The 22,326-nt window shown below is 63.2% G+C and carries 18 protein-coding genes; 14 read left to right on the top strand and 4 right to left on the bottom strand.

Annotated elements, in window-relative coordinates:
• Window positions 1-80 precede the first annotated feature (80 nt).
• The 3 genes from AB0L82_RS24985 to AB0L82_RS24975 all read right to left on the bottom strand — a co-directional run bounded on the left by AB0L82_RS24985 (window position 81) and on the right by AB0L82_RS24975 (window position 2,518).
• Window positions 81-578, bottom strand: coding sequence for a YbaB/EbfC family nucleoid-associated protein (locus tag AB0L82_RS24985; protein ID WP_364640925.1), 498 nt, complete (start codon window positions 576-578; stop codon window positions 81-83).
• A gap of 3 nt (window positions 579-581) precedes the next feature.
• Complete coding sequence (locus tag AB0L82_RS24980; protein ID WP_364640922.1) at window positions 582-905, bottom strand: hypothetical protein; 324 nt, start codon at window positions 903-905, stop codon at window positions 582-584.
• An 86-nt stretch (window positions 906-991) separates the two neighbouring features.
• On the bottom strand, window positions 992-2,518 hold the full coding sequence (locus AB0L82_RS24975) for a hypothetical protein (protein ID WP_364640919.1): 1,527 nt from the start codon (window positions 2,516-2,518) through the stop codon (window positions 992-994).
• Window positions 2,519-2,917: 399 nt separating this feature from the next.
• Here AB0L82_RS24975 and AB0L82_RS24970 point away from each other — a divergent pair, with 399 nt between their 5' ends.
• The 3 genes from AB0L82_RS24970 to AB0L82_RS24960 are packed head-to-tail and all read left to right on the top strand — an operon-like array spanning window position 2,918 to window position 10,335.
• Complete coding sequence (locus tag AB0L82_RS24970; protein WP_364640916.1) at window positions 2,918-9,451, top strand: alpha/beta hydrolase; 6,534 nt, start codon at window positions 2,918-2,920, stop codon at window positions 9,449-9,451.
• Between the two features lie 28 nt (window positions 9,452-9,479).
• Window positions 9,480-9,953: an SUKH-3 domain-containing protein gene (locus AB0L82_RS24965; RefSeq protein WP_364640913.1), complete on the top strand. Its 474-nt coding sequence runs from the start codon at window positions 9,480-9,482 to the stop codon at window positions 9,951-9,953.
• Window positions 9,946-10,335: a YwqJ-related putative deaminase gene (locus AB0L82_RS24960; RefSeq protein ID WP_364640910.1), complete on the top strand. Its 390-nt coding sequence runs from the start codon at window positions 9,946-9,948 to the stop codon at window positions 10,333-10,335. The genes AB0L82_RS24965 and AB0L82_RS24960 overlap by 8 nt, the downstream gene beginning before the upstream one ends.
• A gap of 100 nt (window positions 10,336-10,435) precedes the next feature.
• Here the strand turns inward: AB0L82_RS24960 and AB0L82_RS24955 are convergent, their stop codons facing one another.
• Window positions 10,436-11,044: a DUF4126 domain-containing protein gene (locus AB0L82_RS24955; RefSeq protein ID WP_364640906.1), complete on the bottom strand. Its 609-nt coding sequence runs from the start codon at window positions 11,042-11,044 to the stop codon at window positions 10,436-10,438.
• A 336-nt stretch (window positions 11,045-11,380) separates the two neighbouring features.
• On the opposite strand from AB0L82_RS24955, the gene AB0L82_RS24950 reads away from it, so the two are divergent.
• The 11 genes from AB0L82_RS24950 to AB0L82_RS24900 all read left to right on the top strand — a co-directional run bounded on the left by AB0L82_RS24950 (window position 11,381) and on the right by AB0L82_RS24900 (window position 22,265).
• On the top strand, window positions 11,381-12,910 hold the full coding sequence (locus AB0L82_RS24950; RefSeq protein WP_364640903.1) for a YncE family protein: 1,530 nt from the start codon (window positions 11,381-11,383) through the stop codon (window positions 12,908-12,910).
• 90 nt (window positions 12,911-13,000) lie between these two features.
• The gene (locus tag AB0L82_RS24945; RefSeq protein ID WP_364640900.1) at window positions 13,001-14,794 is read left to right on the top strand and encodes a YncE family protein; all 1,794 of its coding nucleotides are present in this window, start codon (window positions 13,001-13,003) and stop codon (window positions 14,792-14,794) included.
• Window positions 14,795-14,819: 25 nt separating this feature from the next.
• On the top strand, window positions 14,820-16,706 hold the full coding sequence (locus AB0L82_RS24940) for a hypothetical protein (protein ID WP_364640897.1): 1,887 nt from the start codon (window positions 14,820-14,822) through the stop codon (window positions 16,704-16,706).
• Complete coding sequence (locus AB0L82_RS24935) at window positions 16,706-17,497, top strand: ESX secretion-associated protein EspG (protein ID WP_364640894.1); 792 nt, start codon at window positions 16,706-16,708, stop codon at window positions 17,495-17,497. The genes AB0L82_RS24940 and AB0L82_RS24935 overlap by 1 nt, the downstream gene beginning before the upstream one ends.
• 112 nt (window positions 17,498-17,609) lie before the next feature.
• Entirely contained in the window at window positions 17,610-17,972 is a 363-nt protein-coding gene (locus AB0L82_RS24930; protein ID WP_364640891.1) for a hypothetical protein, read from the top strand.
• 27 nt (window positions 17,973-17,999) lie between these two features.
• Window positions 18,000-18,287, top strand: a complete 288-nt coding sequence (locus AB0L82_RS24925; protein ID WP_364640888.1) for a YbaB/EbfC family nucleoid-associated protein — start codon at window positions 18,000-18,002, stop codon at window positions 18,285-18,287.
• Window positions 18,288-18,397: 110 nt separating this feature from the next.
• Window positions 18,398-18,712: a type VII secretion target gene (locus AB0L82_RS24920; protein WP_364640885.1), complete on the top strand. Its 315-nt coding sequence runs from the start codon at window positions 18,398-18,400 to the stop codon at window positions 18,710-18,712.
• Window positions 18,709-20,091, top strand: coding sequence for a hypothetical protein (locus AB0L82_RS24915; RefSeq protein ID WP_364640881.1), 1,383 nt, complete (start codon window positions 18,709-18,711; stop codon window positions 20,089-20,091). The genes AB0L82_RS24920 and AB0L82_RS24915 overlap by 4 nt, the downstream gene beginning before the upstream one ends.
• 27 nt (window positions 20,092-20,118) lie before the next feature.
• Window positions 20,119-20,433, top strand: coding sequence for a PE family protein (locus AB0L82_RS24910; RefSeq protein ID WP_364640878.1), 315 nt, complete (start codon window positions 20,119-20,121; stop codon window positions 20,431-20,433).
• A 15-nt stretch (window positions 20,434-20,448) separates the two neighbouring features.
• Window positions 20,449-21,480 (top strand): PPE domain-containing protein, encoded by a 1,032-nt coding sequence (locus tag AB0L82_RS24905; RefSeq protein ID WP_364640875.1) that lies wholly within the window; start codon window positions 20,449-20,451, stop codon window positions 21,478-21,480.
• The gene (locus AB0L82_RS24900) at window positions 21,477-22,265 is read left to right on the top strand and encodes an ESX secretion-associated protein EspG (protein ID WP_364640872.1); all 789 of its coding nucleotides are present in this window, start codon (window positions 21,477-21,479) and stop codon (window positions 22,263-22,265) included. The genes AB0L82_RS24905 and AB0L82_RS24900 overlap by 4 nt, the downstream gene beginning before the upstream one ends.
• Window positions 22,266-22,326 lie beyond the last annotated feature (61 nt).

Below are 22,326 nucleotides of genomic sequence, written 5' to 3'. Positions count from 1 at the left end.
TCCGCTGTCCAAGATCAACTCCAGCTGAGGCGTTGGGCAAGGCGAATCTCCTGGGAAGCGATGACAGCGCCGCCGATCGGTCACCAGTCGTCGGCGCTGATTCGGCTGGGGCGGAGGTCGTCGAGGTCTTCGACGTCGGTGAAGACCATGCCTGGATCGTGTTGTTGGCGTTCGGGGGAGTTCGGGGGTGCGAGGGAGGCGGGGATCAGTTCGGGGAGGTGGGTGTCGAGGTTGGGGAAGTTCTCGATTAGGTCGGACATTTTCGGCATGCGGCCGCGTTGTTGCTGGATGGGGTTCATCAGGTCGGCTGTTTTACGGGACAGCTCGGCGGCGGCTTCCTGGGCGGCTTCGGTGACAGCCTTGGCGAGTTCCTCGTGGGTGAGGTCGTCGGTGTCGGTGAATCGCGTTTCGATGACGACTCCATCGGCGTTGAGCGTCACCGTGATTCGCTTCTGGGAAGCGGTTCCGGAGGCGGTGAGGCGGGCTCGCCGCTGCTGGACGTCGGCGAGCACCGTCATCTGCTTCTGGAACTCGTCCATCATCGAGGCGAGTTCGGTCTTCAGGAATTCGTTCGCCATGAGCTACTTCTTGAAGGCGTTGGCGCTGTTCGTATCGGTATTGTCGTGCAGCTTCGACGAATCGTTCTGCGCGTTCGCCTGATCCTCGGCCTGTTTGGTGTAGTCGGTGGTGAGTTCTTTGAGGTTGTCGCGCGCGGCGGTGTAACCGTTGTTCGCCTCGCCATTGGCGAACTTCACACCGTAGGTATCGCTGCCCCAGGGCTGGCCGAGGCCATCGGCTGCCGCGGATAGATTGGCGAACACATCGCGGACCTTATCGGTCACGTCCAATGTCTTGGCGGACGCCTGCCGCAGCAATTCCGCGTTGACCTCTACTTTTCCGGTCATGAAACCGACTCCTCCCCAATCAGTATTGCCGCCGACGATATCCGCTGATCACCATCGACGGCAATGCGAACCATGTGTTTTCGCGCTCAGATGTTGCGTGCTCGATAACGCTGGACGAATCCCGCGATGTACACGGCGGGCGGCACCGACGACGATGCCGCCTCGATGACACCGTCATCGGCGATGTAGTAGATCGCCCGCCCCAGCATGATTTCGCCCGGCTGGGTCGGCACGTAAACCATCCACCCCGATTCGATGCGATCCGCGGTCAGCTGATCGAGCGGATATCCAGTGGTATCCGAGCCCTTGTCCACGATGTGCGCCCGCACCTGCTCGATCGCGTCGACCCGCGACAGCGGGGGAGCGGTGACGAAGGTGCGCAACCCCGCGAGCGTGAATTGATTCAACGCCGCATCCACATCGAATCGCGCGGGATCGATTGCGGCGGTGATGGTTTCAAAGGTGACGACTCCGGCTTCGGCGGCCGCCACAAGCGTCGCCACCGCGCTCCTGTCCTGATCGCTCAGCGGTGCCCCGGTCGCCTGCGCGAGCGCCCCGGTGATGATCTCGGCGGTGACATCGGAGGTCCAGACCCCTGGGCAGGCCAGCGCCAGTCCCGGACCGCTCGGCGACTCACCGCGATACCACCGCCCGTTCTCCCACCAGTAGCAGAACGACAGCAGCCCGGACGCCGTACGCGGGTTCAGCACCGCATCGGTCACCCAATCCGGCGCTCCCGCATACAGTTCCGGCATCGGAGCCTCGCCGTTGTACGCGGCGTCGAGCTCCGGCGAATTCCAGACCCCGCCGGAGATGACCGCCCGATCACCCGGCAGCACATACAGCGTGCTGCCACTGCGCTTGGTCGTCTCGAACCACGCCAGCGACGGCAGAATGCGCGGCCCCTGCGTCACCTCGAGAGCGGCATAGGTCGCCGCGATCGCAGTCCATCGCGCCCAAAGCAGCGGCAGCACAGGGAAATCCGTCGTGGAGACTTCCCCGTGAACCCCTTTTCCCCGATCGAGCCGCGACTGCTCCGCCGCCACTCGCGGCGGCCGCGCCTGTCGCCCTTCATGACCGACATACGCCGCCAGCCACACCGGCAACCGCCGCCGCGGATACTCCGCGAGATCGGCCTGATACGCCTCCGCCGGAAACAACTGATCATCGGGAAACGGCTCATCGCCGTAGTCGTAATCGGTCTGAATCTCGCCCTTATCGGTGAGCACGATCCGCATCCGCCACCACGGCCCCTCGGACAGTTGCGCGGCGACCTCCCGCTGCTCCTGTACCAAAAGCAATGTCGCCTGCGGAGGTTCGGCCCGCACCCCGCGCCCCTGCGCCGAATAGATAACGTTCCAGGCTTGCGTGGCGACCGTCCACGCGAATACCGCGTCGATCCGCTCCCAGCCCTCGGGTCCGTCCGCCGCGAGCGCCCGCGCGATCTCGTGGGTGAGTTCGCGCGCCCGCTCGGTGATCTGCTTCTCATCGGGACCGCTCGGCTGACCGGGATGAGAGACGATCGTCATGCCGACGTCGCCGCCGGCCTGCGTGAAACCGTCCATGAATGACTTCATGAAGTCGTCCGGGCTCCCGGCCTGCGGATTGTTCACGATGTAGCTCCCCTCCTCGACCGGGCGTCATCGGCCGCCCGTTCGGATACGCCTGCGACCCTACACATTCGTGAGCGGTGATTCAGGTCCGGTCGGTGCGGTAGCGGGGAATTCACCGGTGGGGGAGCGACCCGCTGGCGTCTCCCCATCCCGGGTTCGGCCTGTTCCGGGCGAACCTGCCCGAGCAGCAGGGCTGCTGACCGATAGCGGACCGCATCGGCCCAGTTGCTGATCACCGTGTTCTATGGCACCGTGACGCGAGATCACTGCCCCGCGTCGGTGAAAACCGCCACCCGGCAGTGCGATAACTGACGGTCGGTCGAATCCGGGGGCGGGAGTGGCAGTTCGGGGGGCGAAAGCCGCTGCTGGGCACGTGCTTTCCACTATGGCGAGGTCGCGGTGATCTGGCGTCCGCCCGGCGCCGATTACTACGGCTGGCTCGTGGGCATGCAGTGGCCCGAGGGCAATGAAGACAATATGTGGAAGCTGGCCGACGACTGGAAGGCCGCCGCCACACAGCTCGACAATGTCAAAGCCGATATCGACGCCGCCATATCCGCGGTTCGGGCCGCCTATCCGGAGGGCGATGGCGGAGACGCCATGCTGGCGCAACTCAACGCGCTCAAGTACGGGGATCTGAGCAAGGACGGCGCCGGATCGATCGACAGCTTCGTCAAGTGGTTCGAGAGCATCGCGGGGCTGGCGGAGAACACCGGCACCGAATTCGAATACACCAAGCTGATGTTCAACGCCATGTTGTTGATCATGGCTGTGGATATGGCGTTCGCCGCCTTCAGTCTGTTCGGAGCCCCGGCGGCGGAGGCCGCGATCATCGCCGCGAATCGCGTTGCCGCGCGGGTCATCATGAAGAAGTTGCTGACGAAGCTGATCACGCAGGGCGTGAAGTTCGCCGAGATCGCCGAGCTCAAGGCTGTACTCAAGCGGTTGGCGATCGATGCGGCCGTGACCGGGGCGAAATCCGCCGCTCTCGGCGCGGCCATGGGCACGGTGCCCGATGCGGGAATTCAGTTGTGGCAGCGCTACAACGGACGCCGCCAGGAATTCAGCTGGGAGCAGGTCGGCATCATGGCCGTGGCGGGCGCCGCGGGTGGGGTGGCGGCCGCGGGCATCGGCAGTGGAATGCGCGGACTGTTCGGCATGCCGGTGAAGATGACCACGCGGGTCGCGACAACCGGTGTCACCATGCTGGCGGCCGGTGGCGGTGCGGGTCTCGCGGGTTGGGGTGCCAGCGCGTTGATCACCGGCAATACCGAGCTCGACCCCCGCATGATCACCGCTGGCATGTGGGGTGGCGCGGCACCGGGTGCGTTGCGTTCGGTCAAACCGAAGATGCACGCACCGACGGTGGTCGATCCGGTGAAGAGTGACCCGGCGACAGCCAAGCCGGCTGGTGTCCAGCAGGTCCCGGCCTTGGCTGACCATGCACCGTCTGCGCCCGCCGACACGGCGGCGGGAGCCGGACCGGCCAACGGCGCGCCACACGCCGGGGATTCGTCCGTGTCTGCGAACGGCCGCGACGTCGCCCCCGCTGCGGCTCCGGCCGCGGGTTTGGCGGGAGAGTCGCAGATCGTTGGAAACCCCTCAGGGCGAAGCGATCTCGTCGGTGGTCAGCTGTCGAATGGTCAGAATGTCGCTTCGGTGCCGGGCGCGCACCAACCGTCCGCCGCGCAGCCGACGGCAGGACCCAAACTCGATGCCGCCCAGCCCGGCGCGGCTCAACCCGCCGCCGCGCATCCCGCTGGCGAGCCGAAAACGCCACCGGAAAGCCGCGCGCCCCGCACCGAGGCCCCTGCCGCGCCCTCCGCAGACCGCGCCGCAGGTGCTGCTCCCGGCCGTGAGGCTCCCGGGCAGTCACCGTATGCCCAGGCGAAAGCCACTGGGGTGGAAGCGACCTCGCGTGCCGAGCGCTTGGATGTCACCTCGAACGATCGCGCGAGCGTCCCGGCTTCGGATCGACCGAAGGGGATGATCGGTGGCCTCGAGGAGTATCAACCGAACGGCTCGGGCCGCACCCACAACGACGACGTCGCCAATGGTGAACGGAATCCACAGCGGGACAACGATATAACCGGCGACGGCCACACGAACAGGGACGGGCGCACCGATCGAGACGGGCAGCCCGATCGGGATGGCCAACCTGCTCACGATGGTCGGCAGGATCGCGCCGGGCAGCCCGCACATGACGGTCAGCTGAGCCATGATCCGCTGCACTCGCATCCCGAACCGTCCTCATTCGGCGATCACACCCCGAGACCTCTACTGCCGGTGGATCATCCGATCACCGCCGCTGAGCGCCAACATGCCGCCGACGCGCTCGCCAAGCTCGGCCACGACACCGAGCCACGGCAACTTCTGTATGCCGATAACGTCGATCAGGCTGGTGCCCATCAAAAAGCCCGCGAAAACCACGACTGGTGGCAGGACCTGACCCCCGACCAACAATCGGCGGTCACTCGCCTGCACCCGCACGAGGTCGGCAATGCCGACGGCGTACCCCCGCACGCCCGCGACCAGGCCAATCGCCTCTCGATCGCCCGGGACCTGGCCGAACTCCGCGAACGCAATCCCCGCGTGGAGAAGTGGACGAGCCGCTTCTCCGATCCCGAGGGCCGCCAGCAGTTCCAGAATCTGCAGAGCACCATTCGCAATCTCGAGCACGCCGACACCCTGGCCGACAACTTCGCCAATCGCGATCGCACCGATCCGACCGACCCGCCCGGCTACCGCCCACCGGTGCACGTACTGTCCTACGACTCGAAGGCTTTCAACGGTGAGGGCCGCGCGGTCGTCGCGATAGGCGACGTCGACCACGCGTCCACCGTCTCGTTCCACATCCCCGGCATCACCACCACCGTCCGAAGCCTCGAAGTGAACTTGAACAACGCCTTCAACCACTTCTGGGCGACTTCGGACAATGTGCACGACCCTGCCACGGTCGCCGCGATCGCCTGGATCGGCTACGACGCCCCCAGCGGTTCGCGAATCGGCCGCGAGATGACGAACCCCGCTCTGGCCCAACGCGGAGGCCAACTGCTGGCGCGAGATGTGGCCGCCTTCAACCAGACTCGAAAGATCAACGCTGGTCTGCCAGGGGGATCACCACCCCCGGAAGTGCACCTGTTCGGCCACAGTTACGGCTCCACCACAACGAGCTACGCCGGTGCGGGCGGCCGCCTCACCGGCGAAGTCAGCACCATCACGCTCCTGGGTTCACCGGGCGCCGGCCCGGTCGTACACGCCTCCGAATTCGGCATCGGCGCGGAAAACGTCTTCGTAGCCAGCTCCTCCCGCGACCCGGTCACCTGGATTGGCTCCAGCACCCCCGGCGAAATCGCCCGAGCCGCACCCGGTCTCGGCATGGGCTTGGGCATGGACCCCTCGGTGGAAGCTTTCGGAGCCCGCCGGGTGATCGCCCAATTCCCCGGTGGTGTCAAAACATTCAGCGATATCAGCACCCACACCGGCTACTACAGATTCCACGACGAGGCGCACTCGATCCCGAGCGAGTCACTCCACAACTTCGCCAAGATCGCCGCGGGCGACAAAGCCAACATCATCCCCGAATTCGCCCGCCCCGACCACGAGAGCCTCAACGCCTGGCAACGCAACATAGGCTCGCTCCCCAGCGACCCCGCCCACCTGCGCCCACCCATCTTCGACCCGCACGAGGGTGCCCCCTTCGGCTATGAACACCTCGTAGACGAATTCCGCCACCCCGACCCTGTCCCCGACCACCCCACCCTCCCCGCCGACCACCAGCCGGTAAACGACTGCGGCCCCCAGGCTCTCCGCCAAGCCCAAGAACTCACCGGCAACGAAAACATCCGCATCCCAACCGATCCGGAAATCACCCAACGCGGCATGAGCGCCCACGACCTGGAAACGGCCGCCGGCGGCCGCATGCAACATATGGAAACCCCAGGCGTCCTGGCCGACCACCTCACCCGCCTCGGCGAAGGCGCGACCGCCATCGTCATCTCCGAATTCCACGGCCCCACGGACACCAACGGCATCGGCGCGCACGCCTATACCGTCACCAACGACGGCGGCCGTTTGGTGGTCCACGACTCTGCCCTGGGCAGCGGCCCCCACCCCTTCCCTGCGGGCCGCACGGATGTCCGCGCAACCTACGCCGTCCTCTACGACGGGCACGGAAACCCGGTGCATCCCAGTGACTCTGCGATGTCGAATCACCCCGGTGCGCATCCGGAGGTCCGTATCGGCCAAGCTGAGCGCCCGAATCTGCCCGTAGAGGACAAGCCCTACTACGCGAACCCGCGTTATGAAGACCCGAGCGCCTCACACGAATACGCCGCAAAGAACACCATCAACCTCCGCGAGGTCGAAACCACCCGCGAATACGAAACTCCCAACCATCCGGACCTCGCTCGCCTGACGGATGCCGAGATCGCCGCGATCCGCCGCAACCAGTTCATGAGCCTCAACGAGCAGGTCAACGATGCCACTCGCAATGGCGACCACCAGCTCCTGAGCGACCGCGATGTCGAGATCCGTACCCTCGTGTCCGGATACAACAAGCTTCCGGACCATGAGGGTGTCGTTTATCGTTCGCTGTATATCGATGATCCAGTGCTGCTCGAACGGTTCCTGGACGAGTACCACCCCGATAATCCGGTACCACCAACTGATCACGGGTTCTCGTCCTCGGACAAGGAAGCGTCGATGCCCGGCGGCAATATCGAGCTGATCATCGATTCACACACGGGGAAAGACATCACCTGGTCGAACCCGTCTCAGAAAGAAGTCGTTTTCCCACCGGGCACCACATTCCATGTCCTGAGCCAGGAGTTCAAGGGCGGTAAGTGGTTCATTCAACTCACTGATTTAGGAAGGGGGCCAGATGCCCATCAGCCCGCAGGACATGGAGCGGATAGCGCGCGAAAGGTTGGGACCGTCGATGCGGACCGAGGTCACGGACCCGGAACTCCGCGCGAAGCTGGACCACAACATGGCAGTCCTCGAGGAGATGGAAGCGAAGGGACGCCCCGAGCCGACCGAGGACCAGATGAAGATCTGGCAGGCGTGGGGCGAATCGGAGATCAATCGGATCAACCGGGAGCGCGGCGAGACGACGTAATCCCTTCGGATTCGGCGGAATATCGTCCCGCCGATTCGACGGCCGCCACTGCTCGTCCTCACGACGGTCCAGATCTCGATCACGTCCCGTTCAGTCTCGGCAGGGAAGAGCCACCCGCACGCTCGCACAATGCGCCGGACCTGGATCATGTCCCATTCCAGCTCGGCGATGAGCACCCGGCTCCGGTCGTGGAGGCACCGAATGATCGGCCGGACGCGCTGACGCCGCACCTGCAGGGGCGCTTCGACGATATGAGGTCATTGGGCACAGAAATCGCCCACGCCATCAACGATCCAGCTCGACACGGCGAATTAATCAGTCTGCGAACAGATTTCGTCGAGCTTCTGGATCGGGTCGGATTGATGGATCCAGACACGGCCGTCACCCCCTGGCGACTGCTCGGTGAGCACGACCCGGTCTTCAAGGCATATCTCGAAACCAACGGCAACGCCCTGCTGAGACTCCAGCCGGAAGTACGCACGTCCGAGCCTGCTGGACGCGCGCACACCGAAGAGCCACAACAGAATTCTCATCCGCACGCAGACAACGTCCACCCCACCAACGAACCCCACCCATCCCCGATCAAGGAGACCGAAGCCGGGGTCTCCTGCCACCCCGACGACCCGGTCATGTCGGACTTGGCCTCCCGAATAGCCAAGGACCCGAACCACTTCACCGCCGACGTCCACATCACCGAGGACGGCCACGCCCGCATCGGCGACCGCACCTACACCCCGGAGGAATTCGCCAACCTCCTCCGCCAAACCACCTGGGACGGCCACACCCCCATCCGCCTCATCGGCTGCGACGCCGCCACCAACGGCTTCGCCCGCGACCTCGCCATCTACCTCGGCACCGACGTCTTGGCCCCCACCAAACCCGCCTGGTCCGACACCCACGGCCGCCTCTACACCAGCACCGCCGAAACCCACCCCGACGGCACCCGCCGCCCCCGCATCCCCCCGGACGGCCACTGGGAAACCTTCCACCCGGACGGCACCAGGACTAAAGCGACAGACGACAGTTTCGCGCCTGGTACCCGTGCCGAAGACAAACAGAATCTGAGTCCTGATACGGCCAGAGACCGGATAGCTGGTTCAGATGACGGTGCGGGGACGCCGCCGCACGGAGATCCCGATTCAAATATATTTGAATCAGGCGGAGGTCCTCGAGGGGCCCAACTTGATCCGCAACCCGCGTGGCACGGCGCATCGGCCCTGAAAATGAGGCACTACCGTCTTCCAGCCGAGGATGTCTCGATGTTGAGTTCCGCACATCAGGAAGATGCTCTGATCCAGCGAACGCACGAACTCGTGGACGAAGCGCTGAAGCCGGAGATGACAGCGGAAGAGAAACAGGCTCACGCAAAGGACAAGGTTCCCAAGGGAAGTAATAAGCTCGAAAGCGGTTGTGGTGGGTCGCTATTGCACGACGATGTCCTCACGTCGCACACTAGCACCACTAAGATGGATGGGCAGAAGATGCCGGTCACCCATCCAGTTGTGCAAGCCTTGCTCGACGGTATCCGTGCGGACAAGGAGGCCGGGCGCCTTGATCGAATAGGCAACGGGCATGGAAAGTGTGCCGAAGTGGTTTTGCTGAGTGACCGACTGTGGAGGTTCGAGTCTGGTGGGATGAAAATTACAACTCTGGAAGAGGCGCGCAGCGCTCTCGAGGGTTCAAAAATTCATACTCACCGAATTGGTGATCATATTGACCAAGATGGAAATATTCAGCACCGGCACGGCGATTACATCCCGCCATGCGAGACCTGCGTACATCTGCTTCGGTTCCTGGATATTATGGTGCTATGAACGAACTAATTCAGAGAGGCTGTTGATCATGACTATCGATCCCGCAGGCGTGGATGAGTGGCTGATGAGCGCAGGCTGGACCAAGTCGCGTGACATCGGCGCTCGGGCCGAGGAGTTGATAGCGCTTCGAGTCGAAGATGCTGCGCGGCAAGGTGCCGTGCTTGAGGTCATTGATCCTGCTGTCGCATTCGTTCATTCATACGGAGATCTTGAACTTGCCCTTCCTCGCACATCTCCCGAGCGTCTGCTGATTCTCAAGCCGACGATCGGCTATAGGGGTGACGTTGATAACTTTGCCGAGCTGTCAGGTAATCTCGGCATGCAGGTCTTCCCTGTTGCTTACGAAACAGTTGAGGGAAGTATTTGGCTCGTGGACGAGTCCAGTCGATTCTTTCTTTGGCACCACACCGGGGGGTATTTTCTTGGTGAGAATGAGCGCGAGGCATTCATTGCAGCCTATACCGGCCAGGTTCTGATAGATGCGGAGGATTTCTATGCCTGAAGAGTGCCCCGCCGTAGCAGCTTCATTATTGGTGCAAGGGAAGATTTTCAGCCAGACGAATATGTACGGTGCTGGAGAGCCGAATTTGCATCCTGTAGTTCGTGATTTCGTCATCGCTCGTGCCTCTGCCCAAGGGGATGAATTCTCTGGGAAGTGCGCTGAGGTGGCATTGATATCGGATCAGTTCTGGGGGCTTGAATCGACCTCCGATGTTCAGTCGGTCACATCGATGGACCAGGCGGCACTGCATTTCGATGGTGCGGTGATCTTCTCCCGTAAAGTGCGACCGCCGAACCATCCTGAACATGATCAGCCATCAGAGCCTTGTTCTGTTTGTAAAGATTTGATCGACGCTCTTGGTATACGCATACTGCGGAGATGAATGAGGCGCGGTGGGTTCACGCGAAGGTGACGTAGGTCGCGTTGAAGGTCCCGGGGTCCTCGATACGTAGGGGGTCGGCGACGGCTGTGAACGGTTGACCTCACCGGTCCTGTCGTTGACCGGATTCCTTCCGCTCACGCCGCTTGCGCATCCACCGTGCGGCACGGAATGCGATCCAGCCCAACATAATCAGCAGGATCAGTACCGCGACGAATGCCACGACCGGGACTGCCAGCGCTAACACAGTGAGTGCCAACGAGGTTCCGTCCTCGGCGCTCGACACGACTGGATTCCCCACTCCCGCAGTGGTTCCCGTCACGAACGGTCGCGCTACCGAGCGGCCGACGTGCACGCTGCCCGCGGTGATCGCGCCGAGGACCGCAGCGACCGCCGGGGGCATATGTGAGGTCAGGCTGGTTTCGGCGGTGAAGAGGATCGCGCCGGACGCCGGAGCGATGAGAGTTCCAATGCCGTGCAGCACCGAATCCAGGGCGGGGATCTTGTCGCCGATGAGGTCGAGCAGGAAGATCAATCCGATCGCGATCAGTGCGGGAGTCGACGACAGCCAGCCGTATGAGCTGCCGAGGTCGATCCAGCCGAACCGGTCCGCGATGCCGACCGCGAGCAAGGGCAGCCAGGCGTTGAGGCCGGCCGCGCCCGAGAGGCCGAAGGCGCCGAGGACGGCGCTGACAGCCGATGTGATCTCCATGCCACGAGTGTGAGGCCGGGGCGCGGATTCGGCTGTATTTGGCGGATCACACCGATTTACGCCGGGTCGCGAGTGTGATGCGCGCGCCGGGGCCGACCGGCCGGCTCCGGTCGAACGGGTTAGGGTCGGTGCGATTGCCAGATCGCAGGGGGATTCGTGGAGCAATATTTTGATCAGGGTGGGACGTCCGGAATGCACAGCGCGCCTGACCGGGCTGGTCGGCGCACGGAATCGGAGATGGCTCTGGAGGCTTCGTACACCGCGGATGCACGGACCGCTCGGCGGCTGAGCCGGGCGATGGAGTTGGCGCGGTGGCGGTCGCCGCGTGCCTGGGTCGTGGTGGCCGTGCTGCCTCTGATCATCATGGCCCGCCATATCTTCGACCTGCTGACGAGCGAAAGTCGTTCGGAATTAGGGCTTCTCGGGCTCTTCGGCGTGTACTTCGCACTGCTGGCCGTGGCCTTGATCATGGTTCCGCTCATCACCGGGATTCGTATGCTGCGGAGAAATCCGCTGTTGGAGTCCTACGCCGCCGCCGGAACTCGAATGTGGGCACGCTACGGCAACGAGTTGTTGGATGTGCCCTCGACGACCGGACGCTCGACTCTCCGTTACGACGAGATCAAGGATGTCGCAGCCTTCGGTACCGCTGTATTCATTCGACCGCATCATGGGCAGGGGTTCGCACTGCCAGTGGAACTCGTGCCGGATCAAGCCCTGGCGGCGCTTCGGTCCCGTGGTCGGTCGGCTGTTCCGATGCCTGAGACGACAGTCGATACGCCGCATGCCGATGATGCCGGACAAGCGCCGCGCTCCCGTCTGCGTCAGACCATCCTCGTTGTTTGCGCTCTCGCCGTCGCAGTCGCGATATTCGCGACGATCGGGTTGACCACGGGTGGCGATCACGGCTACGGCACCCCCGTCCAGAGGGCCGTTGGCACCACCATCGCCGTCGAACTCCAAACATCCGGCACCCTTGCGCTGGATCCCGTGGAAAAGCTGCTCTACGTGGGTAATTCGCCCGAAGACAGTTCCATGCCGGGTTCGGTATCGGTCGTCGATCTCGTCACCAACACCGTGAAGACAACCATTCGACTGACCACGAATCCGAAATCGATTGCGGTGGACCCGAGTACGCGGACGGTATACGTCGCGAGCTCATCGGGGATCGGCAGCCGCGTCGGTAGTGTGACGGTGATCGATGGTGTCACGAACACGATTACCGCGAACATCCCAACCAAGCAGGACTCGAGAGTTGTGGTGGTAGATCCCGCCACTCACACCGTACTGGTGAACAACCTGACGGGCAGCAGTGATGTGAACGACCCGAAGGCCAACCACGCGGAGAGCGCGGTGTCGGTAATTCCCGCGGGCTCGACATCGGTCGCCACCACTGTGCCGAGCGGTATCTACTCGATGGGTATAGCTGTGGTCCCGGACCTTCGGACCGCCTTCGTCAGCAGCCAGGATAGGACCGTGAAAGTCATCGACCTCGCGACCAATACCCAGACGGGCTCCATTCCACTGTCCATCGATGCCGGGACCATCATGTTCGATCCGGGTTCGAACAAAGTCTTCGCGGTGGACCGCAAAGGGGTAGTCGCCGTGATCGACCCGGGCACCCGAAACATCGTCGGGACAATTGACGGTCTCGGCCAGGAAATCCATGCTGTGGCAATCGATTCCGGTACCCATGCCATGTACCTGGCCAGTGCGACCGACGATCGGGTCAAGGTCGTCGACACCGTCTCCCATGCGATCACCGGCGCCTTCGGGACGCCGAGCCCGCAGTCGCTGGCGGTCGATCCGACTACGCACACGCTCTATGCCTACTCGGCGGGCCAGGTTTCGGTGATTCGACGATGACGCACGTCCCCCTGGTTCGAAGCTACCGACTGGTTCTCGAGGTGCCAGCGCGTTAGGGTCGGTGCGAATGCCGGAGGTATAGGGGGGTTCGTGCAGCAGCCGTTTGACCAGCAGGTACCACACCCGGGGTCGGGTTCGCCGGATCAATCTGCCCGGCAACAGGGTTCGGAAGCGCTGCTCGAGTGCACCTATGTGGCGGATTCAAGGACCGCGCTGCGGCTGAGCCGGGTGATCGAGCTCGATCGCTGGCGATCGCCGAGGACCTGGGCGATTGTGGCCGCATTGCCGCTAGTGGTTATGGCGCGCCACATCTTCGAACTAGTGACCGGAGCGGGCCGCTCGGATACGGGGCCGCTCGGACTCTTGGGTGCGTACATCGCCTTGTTGATACCGGCCGCCATCATCGTCGCGCTCATCACCGGAGTGCGCATGATGAAAAAGAATCCCCTGGTAACCGCATACTCCTCTGTCGGGCTGCCGATGCGAGTGCGATACGGCCGAACGGCGATGGAGGTGTCCCTGACGAGCGGGACCGCGACCATCGACTACACGGGGATCAAAGGCGTCACCTTTTTCGGCGGCGCGGCTCTCCTCCATCGGGAGTTCGGCTCCAGCCTCGCTCTACCCCGAGAGCTCTTTCCCGCTTCGGCTCTCAATCTGATTCGTGACGGTCAGGTCCCCGGTGCCCACACCATATGGGGCACATCCGGTTCGACCCATACCGCGTCGAACCTTCCGCTGATTGCCCCGGATTCGGGGAGGCCATTTCCTCATCCGGCCGGTGCGCCGCGCCATAGAAGGTCGGATGTCAAAACATCTGCCACAAGTCGGCGGCGAAGGACCGTCTGGATAGGACTGGCCGTCGCTTGGACGATCGCAATCGTTATCGCCGTCACGCTCAACGTCGGCGGCGATGGCGGCAATCAACGCCCGGGTGCGACGGACAACGCCGGCAGGATCGAGTCGATCCCGGTTCCGCCGGGAGCATACGGTTATGTCGCCATCGATCCGGCCGCCAAGATCCTATATGTTGCGAATGGTCATCAGAGCACCACTTCTCCGGGCTCGCTCTCGGCTATCGATATGGCCACCTCGAAAATAATCTCAACAGTCGAGATCGCGGCCTTCCCACAAGCTATCGCAGTTGACCCGAGTGGTCGCTCTGTCTATGTCGTCAGTGCTCCTAATGCGGGCAGAAGCGATGGATTGCTGACCATTTTCGATACCGTCACCAATACTGTTGTCACAACCATTCCGACCAATAAAGAGTCTGTGTCGGTCGGTGTCGATCCCGTAACACATATTGCGTATGTAAACAACTCTTCGGACAGGGGTATTGATCCGAAGATAGGGAATTATGCGGCGAGCTCGCTGGCCGTTGTTCCCCACGGCTCCCGCACGGTAACCGCGACTATTTCCACTGGAACGTTCTCTACTGACTTCACCATTGTGCCGGAGCCGGGCACGGCTTTTGTGACGAGCAGTGACAAGTCTGTGAAGGTTGTCGATCTGGCGAAAAACGCCCTCATCGGCACGATCTCGTTGTCGATCAACCCTTCCAAAATTCTCTTCGACCCGGGAGTGAACAGGGTCTTTGCGGTAGACAAGAAGGGTCTGATCGCCATCATTGATCCGATTGCGATGTCGGTGGCAGGAACCATTGATGGATTGGGGCAGGAGATCGACGCTGTCGCAGTCGATTCCGCAACCCATACTCTATACATAGCTAGCTTCCAAGACAGCAGGATTCGGACGATCGATACCGTTACGCACGCCGTAACCGGCTCCTTCCGTGCTCCAGCTCCTTCATCGCTGGCCGTCGACCCGGACTCGCACGCTGTCTATTCATTCGGCGACAGTCGAATTTCGTTGATACATCGATGACTAGAGTCGAGAAGGGGTGGGATCGATGACCGAAGGCTACAACGAGTGGGCGGGCGACCAGGGGCTGGGCCACAATAAGAGTTTCAAGTTCAGTGCAGACTTAGCGCAGAAGAATGCAAGTTTGTGCGCTGCGATGCTGTGGGCGGTCGAACAGCTCAAGAAGGAATATATTTCTCTGTTGGCCGTTCCGTCTTTCAGTTCGGAGGCTTCCGGCAGGCTGATCGCCGATAAATTCGGTCTGGTATCCGATCGGCTTCGTGATGAAGTGCTGACCGATCATGCCACATTGCTGACAAATATGGCGCAAGCCTTCATAAACGCTGCAAGTGAAGTTCAGATGACCGAATCGAACTCGGCCGCAGAGTTTGATAAGTTGAAGAGCAGTGTCACCGGAGCTCCGGGTTTCGCGGATAGTAGGAAATTCTCTCCAGGTAAAGTGGATCTGACAGGTTGGCGAAGTGCTAAGAAGCCTGATGTAGATGGCGACGGGGAAGGCGTAAATTACACCGTCGACAAAACTCCCCGATACGATCGCGACGGAAATCCCTACACCGAGATCAATCGAAAAGTAAACTTCACCAAGTATTATCAGGATAAATTGGCGGACCTGCCCGAAATAAAAGCTCTCGCCAGCCTGGTCGCAAATGGCGAACATGAGACCATGCCGGTCGAGCCTGAGGCTGGGGCTATAATGAAATGGGAGCGGTATCTCGCGCACTACAATTTGATGAGTGTCAATATAGATAAGATCGAAGATGCGGCAAGAAATTGGGATGGTGCTGCGAATTTCCTGGACGGCGAGCGTGGCAGATTTGTTAACGGCATCGCTGCCGAGTTCCGGAGTGAAAATTGGACGGGCGGCTCCGGTCCGCAAGCTCGAGCTGCGGTTGAGAGATATGACAAGAGTACGGTCGACCTCATAAGTTCGCTGCGTAATGTGGGAAAAAACCTCGGCACATCGGCCTCCTGGTTGCGAAAATTGCAGACCGAATTGCCGACAATGTCTGCGGATGACTATCGCATTGCAAAGGGTGACCCTGATGCTATAAAGTACGTAGAGCCGGTCTATGCCGCAAAATGGGATGAATGGTATGGGGTGGGCCTTCGTGCGACGAGTAATGCCATACCATTCCTGAAGTCGCCTCAAACTCAAAAGGCTCCTGGTCCCTCCCTTACCGACAACGGCGCAGGAGGCAATCCCAGCAAGGGTTCTCCGAGTGGTTCCCCGAGTGGCACTCCAAGCGGCACTCCCGACCTCTCGACCTTGAAGCAGGAGCTCACGGACGAGCTCAAGAACAACCCGGTCACCACCGAGCAACCCAAGACGCAGACTCCGTCGACAACGACGACCACGGATCAGACATCGCAGCTGACTTCGCTGCTCTCGACTCTCGCGCAACAGGGTTCATCGTTGGCGCAATCCCTGGTCTCGTCCGGCTCTTCGTTGATTCAGTCTTTGCAGAAGAGCGCAACGACAACTGATACGACGACGACCGCCGATCAGTTGAAGCAGCAGCTCGCCGCATTGACGAATCTGCAAACCACCCCGACGGAACCCGGCTCGCCGGGAGGATCGCCGAAGACGACAACCGGGGGCGGCGGAGGAGGTCCAGTCGGGACTGCTCCGAAGGAGAACCCGCAAACCAAGTTGTTCCCGCGCTCCACCGTCTCCTCGACCACCAAAGACGAATCGACGGTCACCTCGCGCGCGGGTCTTGCGACGGGTTCCGCGTCCACCACCGGGACGGGCACGACCGGTGCGTCCGGCACGCCGATGGGCTCGGGAGCGCAGGCGGGCAGCCAGGGCGCGGGCAAGGAGCACAAGCGACCCGAATTCCTCAGGTCCGGTGAGAATCTCGCCGAGGGGCTGGGCGATCTGCCGGTCGCGGTCACCCCGGTCGCGGAGAAATGATGGCGAGCTGGGACTTCACCGAGGCCGAGTTCATGGTCATGTGGGCGGATTTGGTGCAGGACAATCTGCCCCTGCCCTTTCTGTCGAAGTCGAAGGCGAATTCCACCGCCGAGTACGAGAACGAGCGGCGTCAGGCGCGGGAGGCCGCTCGGGAGAAGTTCGACCCGGGAGTGCTCGCCATGATCAAGGCGGTCGCGGAGCCGGACTTGTCTGTGGCGCTGAGCGGATGGGACGAACAGGAACCGCTCGGAGCGGCCGGGCAGATCCGGGTGCTCGGAGCGCGCCAGGGGTCCATGGGTTACGTCGTGACCCAGAAACCTGGCGAGAGTTTCTGGCACGGAGGCGGATACAGCATTCGAGAATGCGATCCGGTGCAGCTCGCGGATGAATTGGTCCGTGAACTGCCGGATGCGGAGGCGGGTCAGCAAGGGGACATCGTGCTGCCCGCACGACGTGATGAACCCGCGGATACGGAGTCCGAAGGCATCACGGTCCGGGACTGGATGACCGATTCGGACTCGGCCAGATCATCGCGCTTCTTTCGGGCACAGACCGATCGCATCGGGAAAATCACCGTCACCCAGGGCAAATCGATTTTCGGACCACGCGGAATCACCGAACATGTGTTGCGGTGGAGGGATATCCGGGACGATGGTCGATATGTGATCACCGACCAGAATCCGCCGACAGCCGCGGCTGCGGACGAACGGCGGGCGATCGCGCTGATCAACTCGAGGATTGCCGCGGTGATCCGCGTTATCAAGGAGGAGCGGGAGGGGCTCTACCAGTGATAGTCGACCAGTGTGAGATGGCTCCCTGGTTCCGAATTCCAGGCGAAGTCGCTGGCGCTACGGGCTGTACGTGTGATAGCCATACCCGTAACAAACTTGGGAGGGAGTTGTTATGACCGAGGGGGCGGTCAATTCCGGCGCTGCCGAGCAGGGTTGGGCTTCGACGACGATCGCGAACCCGTACGGCTCAATCAAGCTGCGCACCACCGAGCAGGGGATTCCGCTGGCTGTGAAGGTGGATGCGGCTGAGCTGCATCGGGATCCGGCGCAGTTGGCGGGGGAGGTGCTGCGGCTGTGTCAGCGGGCGGCGGCGCGCGCGGGGCTTGCCAAGCGGAAGCAGTATGAAGAAGCCGGGATGAGTCCCGAGATGCTCGCGCGCACCGGGCTTCCTACCGAGGCGGACGTGGCTCGACAAGAGATTGTCGAGGAGCAGGACTACGATACAGAGCCGCAGAGCTGGCTACGCACTTTGTGAGGAGGGGGGACACTCATGGTGGGGTCGATGGATGAGCTCGAGGAGCGGGTTCGGCGGCAGCTGTATCGGTTTCAGGATTTGGCCGAGCAGATGGCCGCGGTCCGGGGGCGGGAGACTTCCGAGGACGGTGCCGTGATGGCCGAGGTCGACGGGAATGGCGCGCTGCGGGATTTGCAGTTCGGGCATGCTATTTCGCGGATGACGCCGGATCAGTTCGAGCAGGTCGTGGTCGCGACGTCCGCCGCGGCGGCGCGGGCGGCGTTCGAGCGGCGGGCGGAAATTGTCAATCGGTTCAATGAGGAGATGGCCGGGTAGATCCGGTCCGTTAACGCAATCTTGCGCCAGAATTTGCGTTTTACTGTCTGGCACAACCAATTTCGTGCTTGTACTGTCATTCAAGATCGTGTATCTGGGAGGGACCACCGATGGCCAACGACTACGTGAAAGCGGATTTCGAACCGATTCTGGCGTACGGAACCACGCATGCCGGGATCGCGGCGCAGATCGCGGGGGCGGCCGCGGCCGACTCGATCGGTGCGATGGCTTCGGCGGTGCCGATGTTCGGTCTGATCGGTCAGGACTTCCTGCTGGCGTTCGCGGGTGCGCAGGGCAGCTACCTGTCCTCGGCGGCGGAGATCGCCGGTGTGCACGCGGAGACCGCGATCAGCGCCGCGTCCGCGGTGGGCACCTACTCCACCACTGAACTGGCCTCGGCGACGACCTTCCTCAGCAACCTGTGACTGAATCCGTCGGTGTAGTCACTACGACACCGAGCCCCACCGTGCTGGACGTCATTCGTACCAGTCCGGCTGGGGCGCTGGTGGATACGCCCGTGGCCGATGTGATCAACGGGCTGGGATTGCCGCAGCTGCCGCAGTTTCCGGCGATCCAATTGCCGGATCTGTCGGGCATCCAGATGCCCACGCTGCCGACCATCGATCCCACGACGCTGATTCAGCCGGCGATCAGCCTGCTGTCCGCCATGGGCAACGGCGCGGCCAGCATCGGCACCCAGTTGATCTCGATCTTCGCTTCGGTGAGCAAGGCGCTCACCTCGGCGGCCAGCACGAGTTCTGCTGCTACAGCGGCGGTTTCGAACAGTTGGCAGGGTGACGCGGCCAAAGCCGCGGAGGTGAAGAGCAAGCAGGTCGAAACCGTCATCCCGACCGTTGACGCGCAGGGGCAGGAGCTGCGGACGATCCTGCTCGCCGCCGAAGCGACCGTCGCGGAGGGATACGGGCTGCTCTCGGCCCTCATCTCGCGATTCGTCGCGTCGGTGCTGGCGGATCTGCCCTTCCTGGTCACTCCGGTCGGCGTGCCGGTGCTGGTCGCGATGGCCACCGACGCGTTGTCGGAGGCGGGGACCATCACCGCCAACACCCGTGCCCAGCTCACCGTGCACACCGCCAATGTCGCCGCCGCCGGAATCAAGATCCCGGTGCCCGGTGCGCCGAACATCGCGGATGCGGCGTCACTCGCCAACCAGGTGACGCAGGCCGTGCAGCCGTTCCTGAACGTCGGCACCACCGCCGTCCAGAAGGTGGTCGAAAAGGGCAGCACGGTGGCGTCTTCGGCGGCATCCTCGGCCAGCAGCATCAGCTCGGCCGGGCAGTCGGTCGTGAGCGCGCTGACCTCGAACACCAGCAAAGACACGACCACCACCAACAAGACCACCACGACCAACCCGGACGACAAGACCACCACCGAGACCAAGCCGGTCGACACCACCCTCAAGACCAACGACACCACCACAACCGGTGGCGGTGGCGGTATCCCGGGCGGCATGCCGATGGGCGCGGGACTCAGCAACAGCCCGCTGAGCCCCTACACCGGCAAAATGCCGACGGCGGAGGGCGTGGGCTCGGGCTCACCGGTCTCACGCGTCACCAGCAATAACAACGAGACCCAAACCCGTTCCACCACAGGCATGCCCGGCGGCATGGGCACCGGGGCGGGCTTGGCGAACAAGGGCGACACCGAATCGGCGGGCGAGCGCACCGCTCTGGTCACCGGCGCACACGGCGACGAAGTGGTCGGCGTAATCGAAGGCGTCTCCATCCCGGTGGTAGGCGCGGTGGAAGCCGTCGACGAACCGCCGGACAAAGCGCTCACGCTCTGAAAACGCAGGGGTATTAGGAGGATTGCCATGAGCACCAACGATTTCGAAGGCGTGCGGTTCGATGCGTCGAGCGCACTTCAGGCCGCGATGCAGCTGGACGCGCTGGCCGATCGCATTGCGAACGGGCTGAGCGCGGAGCAGGCCAAGCTGGAGATCGCTCCGGCCGGGGCCGATGAGGTTTCCACGCGTGCGGCGCAGACGCTGAATTCCGTTGCGGCGTCGTTCCAGACGTCCGGCGGCACCGGTGTCGACGAGGTGCGCAAGCTGGCCGCGGCGCTGCGTGCGCAGGTCGGTCAGTACACCTCGGTCGAGGAGCAGAGCGTCCTCGGGTTCGCGGTCTGAGGAGCGCCGTAGCCGATGTTGGAACCGACGAGCCCCGGCTTCACCGGTGTGGTCTGGGAAGCCAGACCACCCGAGCAGCTGGCACGTGATCTGGTGACGGGGGCGGGCGCAGTGCCCGCCGCCGAGGCCGGTCTCGCCTGGGCGCGCTTGAGCGCCGGATTCGCCGCGGCCGCACTCGACTACGAGCGCATTCTCGAAAACCTCGACAGCGCATGGCAATCGAAGAACAGTAGCCAGTTCATCGAGCGCGTTCGCACGCTGCGGGACTGGTTCGCCAGTTCCGCGGCCGATGCGGCGGCCAATGCCGCCAAGGCCGAAACACACGCCGCCGCATACGAAATCGCGCGCCTGGCCATGCCCGACGCCGACGATGTCGAGAAACTGAAGCATCTGCGCGAGACGCTGGAGCAACTGGGAACCGCCATCGGCGCCCCGATGCTCGCCCAACTCGCACAGACCGACACCGACGCGGACACGGTGAAAGCCGTCGCGTCGCGCGTCATGCACACCTATGAAGGCGCGACCGAAACACTGGCCACGCCTTGGGAACACCCCGCGCCGCCGCAGATCACCGCCGGTATGACCCCGACGCAGAGCGCGCCGCAGGTGGATCCGGAAGCGGTGACGCCCGAGTTGCCCGCCGGCATGCCGGGAATCCCGCTGGGGGCGCTCAACATCCCTCCGGTCATCACCGCGTTCCGCCCGCAGGGCGTGGCCGAGGTGAACGCGAGCACCACGCAAAAGGTCACCGTGCAACCGGTTACGGTGCAGCAGGCCGGTTCGGTGCCCATGGCGCCCGGCGGTATGGCGCCGAACAGCCAGGACGAGAGCGAGCATCACACGCGCTCCGGGCTCGCCGGTGCGCCCACCAGCGATGAGGAACTCGGCCTCACCTCGGGTATGCAGGTTGCGCCTGCGGTGCTGGGTGGCTTGGATCCCAATGCGCAGCAGCGGGTTCCGGATATCGCGTTCAATGCCGGGACCACCGGTGTCGAGAGTTCCAGCCCTGCACCCGTTCCCGCGACGAGTGAGGAGGCGTCGGCATGACGACCCTCACCAATGACAGCGTCATGGCGCTCGCCTCCCATTTGGGAGTGCAGACCCTGCCGCTGGTGTTGTCTATTGGCCCGCAACAGGATTCACATATCGAGTGGGCCGAGGGGCAAGAGCGTGCCCGAGCCGATCTGCGATCCGGTCGGATCGTTGACCAACGCGGCGACGTCGAAACCGGAATAGCCACAGCGCTTTTCGCTCTCGCGCAGCCCGACAGTGAACTGGCCGCGCGCATTTACACCCCCGATGGTCAGATCCGGGTCTGCCTCGCGCAGCGCGCCGATGAGACCGTGCTGGCGATCCGGCGCGGCGATACCCTGGATATCCGTTCAACTTGGACGGACGGCAGCGGCGATTCCCTCGCCCGGCCGATCCTGGACGCCCTCGGCGCATTCCCTCCGGCCGACGTCGCCAGCTTCAGTGCGCTATCCACCGAACTGAGCGAACGCTTCGATACCGCAACGACTTCCGAACAGTTCGCGAGCGCCGTCTACAGTCTGGGCGTCGCCGATACCGACGCCACGGTCTACGGCCTCGCGCTCGCGTCCTGCCATGCTTACGCCGAGGTGGTGGCCTACGCCTACGCCGACGGCGTGACCGATCGATCCCCGGGGGCCGTGGTGGTTTACGACACCGCGCGCGGGCGCATTGTCGCCGCACCCGGGATCGCTCCGGATCAGCAAGTCTGGTCCACGTTGACACCGGGCACCGATCACCGTGTCGCGCAAGCGATTTCGGCACTCATCGACTCGCTGCCTGGGGGGAGGTGGCTGCGGTGACGGGCAAGTAGCCAGGCAGCTATTCCAATCCGAGCCGGGTGGCGCAGAGTGGCGCCGCCTG

This window comes from Nocardia sp. NPDC052001, from assembly GCF_040680615.1.
GTDB lineage: Bacteria > Actinomycetota > Actinomycetes > Mycobacteriales > Mycobacteriaceae > Nocardia.
This window is presented reverse-complemented; position numbering and strand designations above follow the sequence as displayed.

Bases quoted from the DNA above. Each gene is read 5' to 3' on its own strand.
- AB0L82_RS24985 (WP_364640925.1), bottom strand. From the start codon at position 578: ATGGCGAACGAATTCCTGAAGACCGAACTCGCCTCGATGATGGACGAG.
- AB0L82_RS24980 (WP_364640922.1), bottom strand. From the start codon at position 905: ATGACCGGAAAAGTAGAGGTCAACGCGGAATTGCTGCGGCAGGCGTCC.
- AB0L82_RS24960 (WP_364640910.1), top strand. From the start codon at position 9,946: ATGCCTGAAGAGTGCCCCGCCGTAGCAGCTTCATTATTGGTGCAAGGG.
- AB0L82_RS24930 (WP_364640891.1), top strand. From the start codon at position 17,610: ATGACCGAGGGGGCGGTCAATTCCGGCGCTGCCGAGCAGGGTTGGGCT.
- AB0L82_RS24900 (WP_364640872.1), top strand. From the start codon at position 21,477: ATGACGACCCTCACCAATGACAGCGTCATGGCGCTCGCCTCCCATTTG.
- AB0L82_RS24925 (WP_364640888.1), top strand. From the start codon at position 18,000: ATGGATGAGCTCGAGGAGCGGGTTCGGCGGCAGCTGTATCGGTTTCAG.
- AB0L82_RS24965 (WP_364640913.1), top strand. From the start codon at position 9,480: ATGACTATCGATCCCGCAGGCGTGGATGAGTGGCTGATGAGCGCAGGC.
- AB0L82_RS24935 (WP_364640894.1), top strand. From the start codon at position 16,706: ATGGCGAGCTGGGACTTCACCGAGGCCGAGTTCATGGTCATGTGGGCG.
- AB0L82_RS24920 (WP_364640885.1), top strand. From the start codon at position 18,398: ATGGCCAACGACTACGTGAAAGCGGATTTCGAACCGATTCTGGCGTAC.
- AB0L82_RS24940 (WP_364640897.1), top strand. From the start codon at position 14,820: ATGACCGAAGGCTACAACGAGTGGGCGGGCGACCAGGGGCTGGGCCAC.
- AB0L82_RS24955 (WP_364640906.1), bottom strand. From the start codon at position 11,044: ATGGAGATCACATCGGCTGTCAGCGCCGTCCTCGGCGCCTTCGGCCTC.
- AB0L82_RS24905 (WP_364640875.1), top strand. From the start codon at position 20,449: ATGTTGGAACCGACGAGCCCCGGCTTCACCGGTGTGGTCTGGGAAGCC.
- AB0L82_RS24910 (WP_364640878.1), top strand. From the start codon at position 20,119: ATGAGCACCAACGATTTCGAAGGCGTGCGGTTCGATGCGTCGAGCGCA.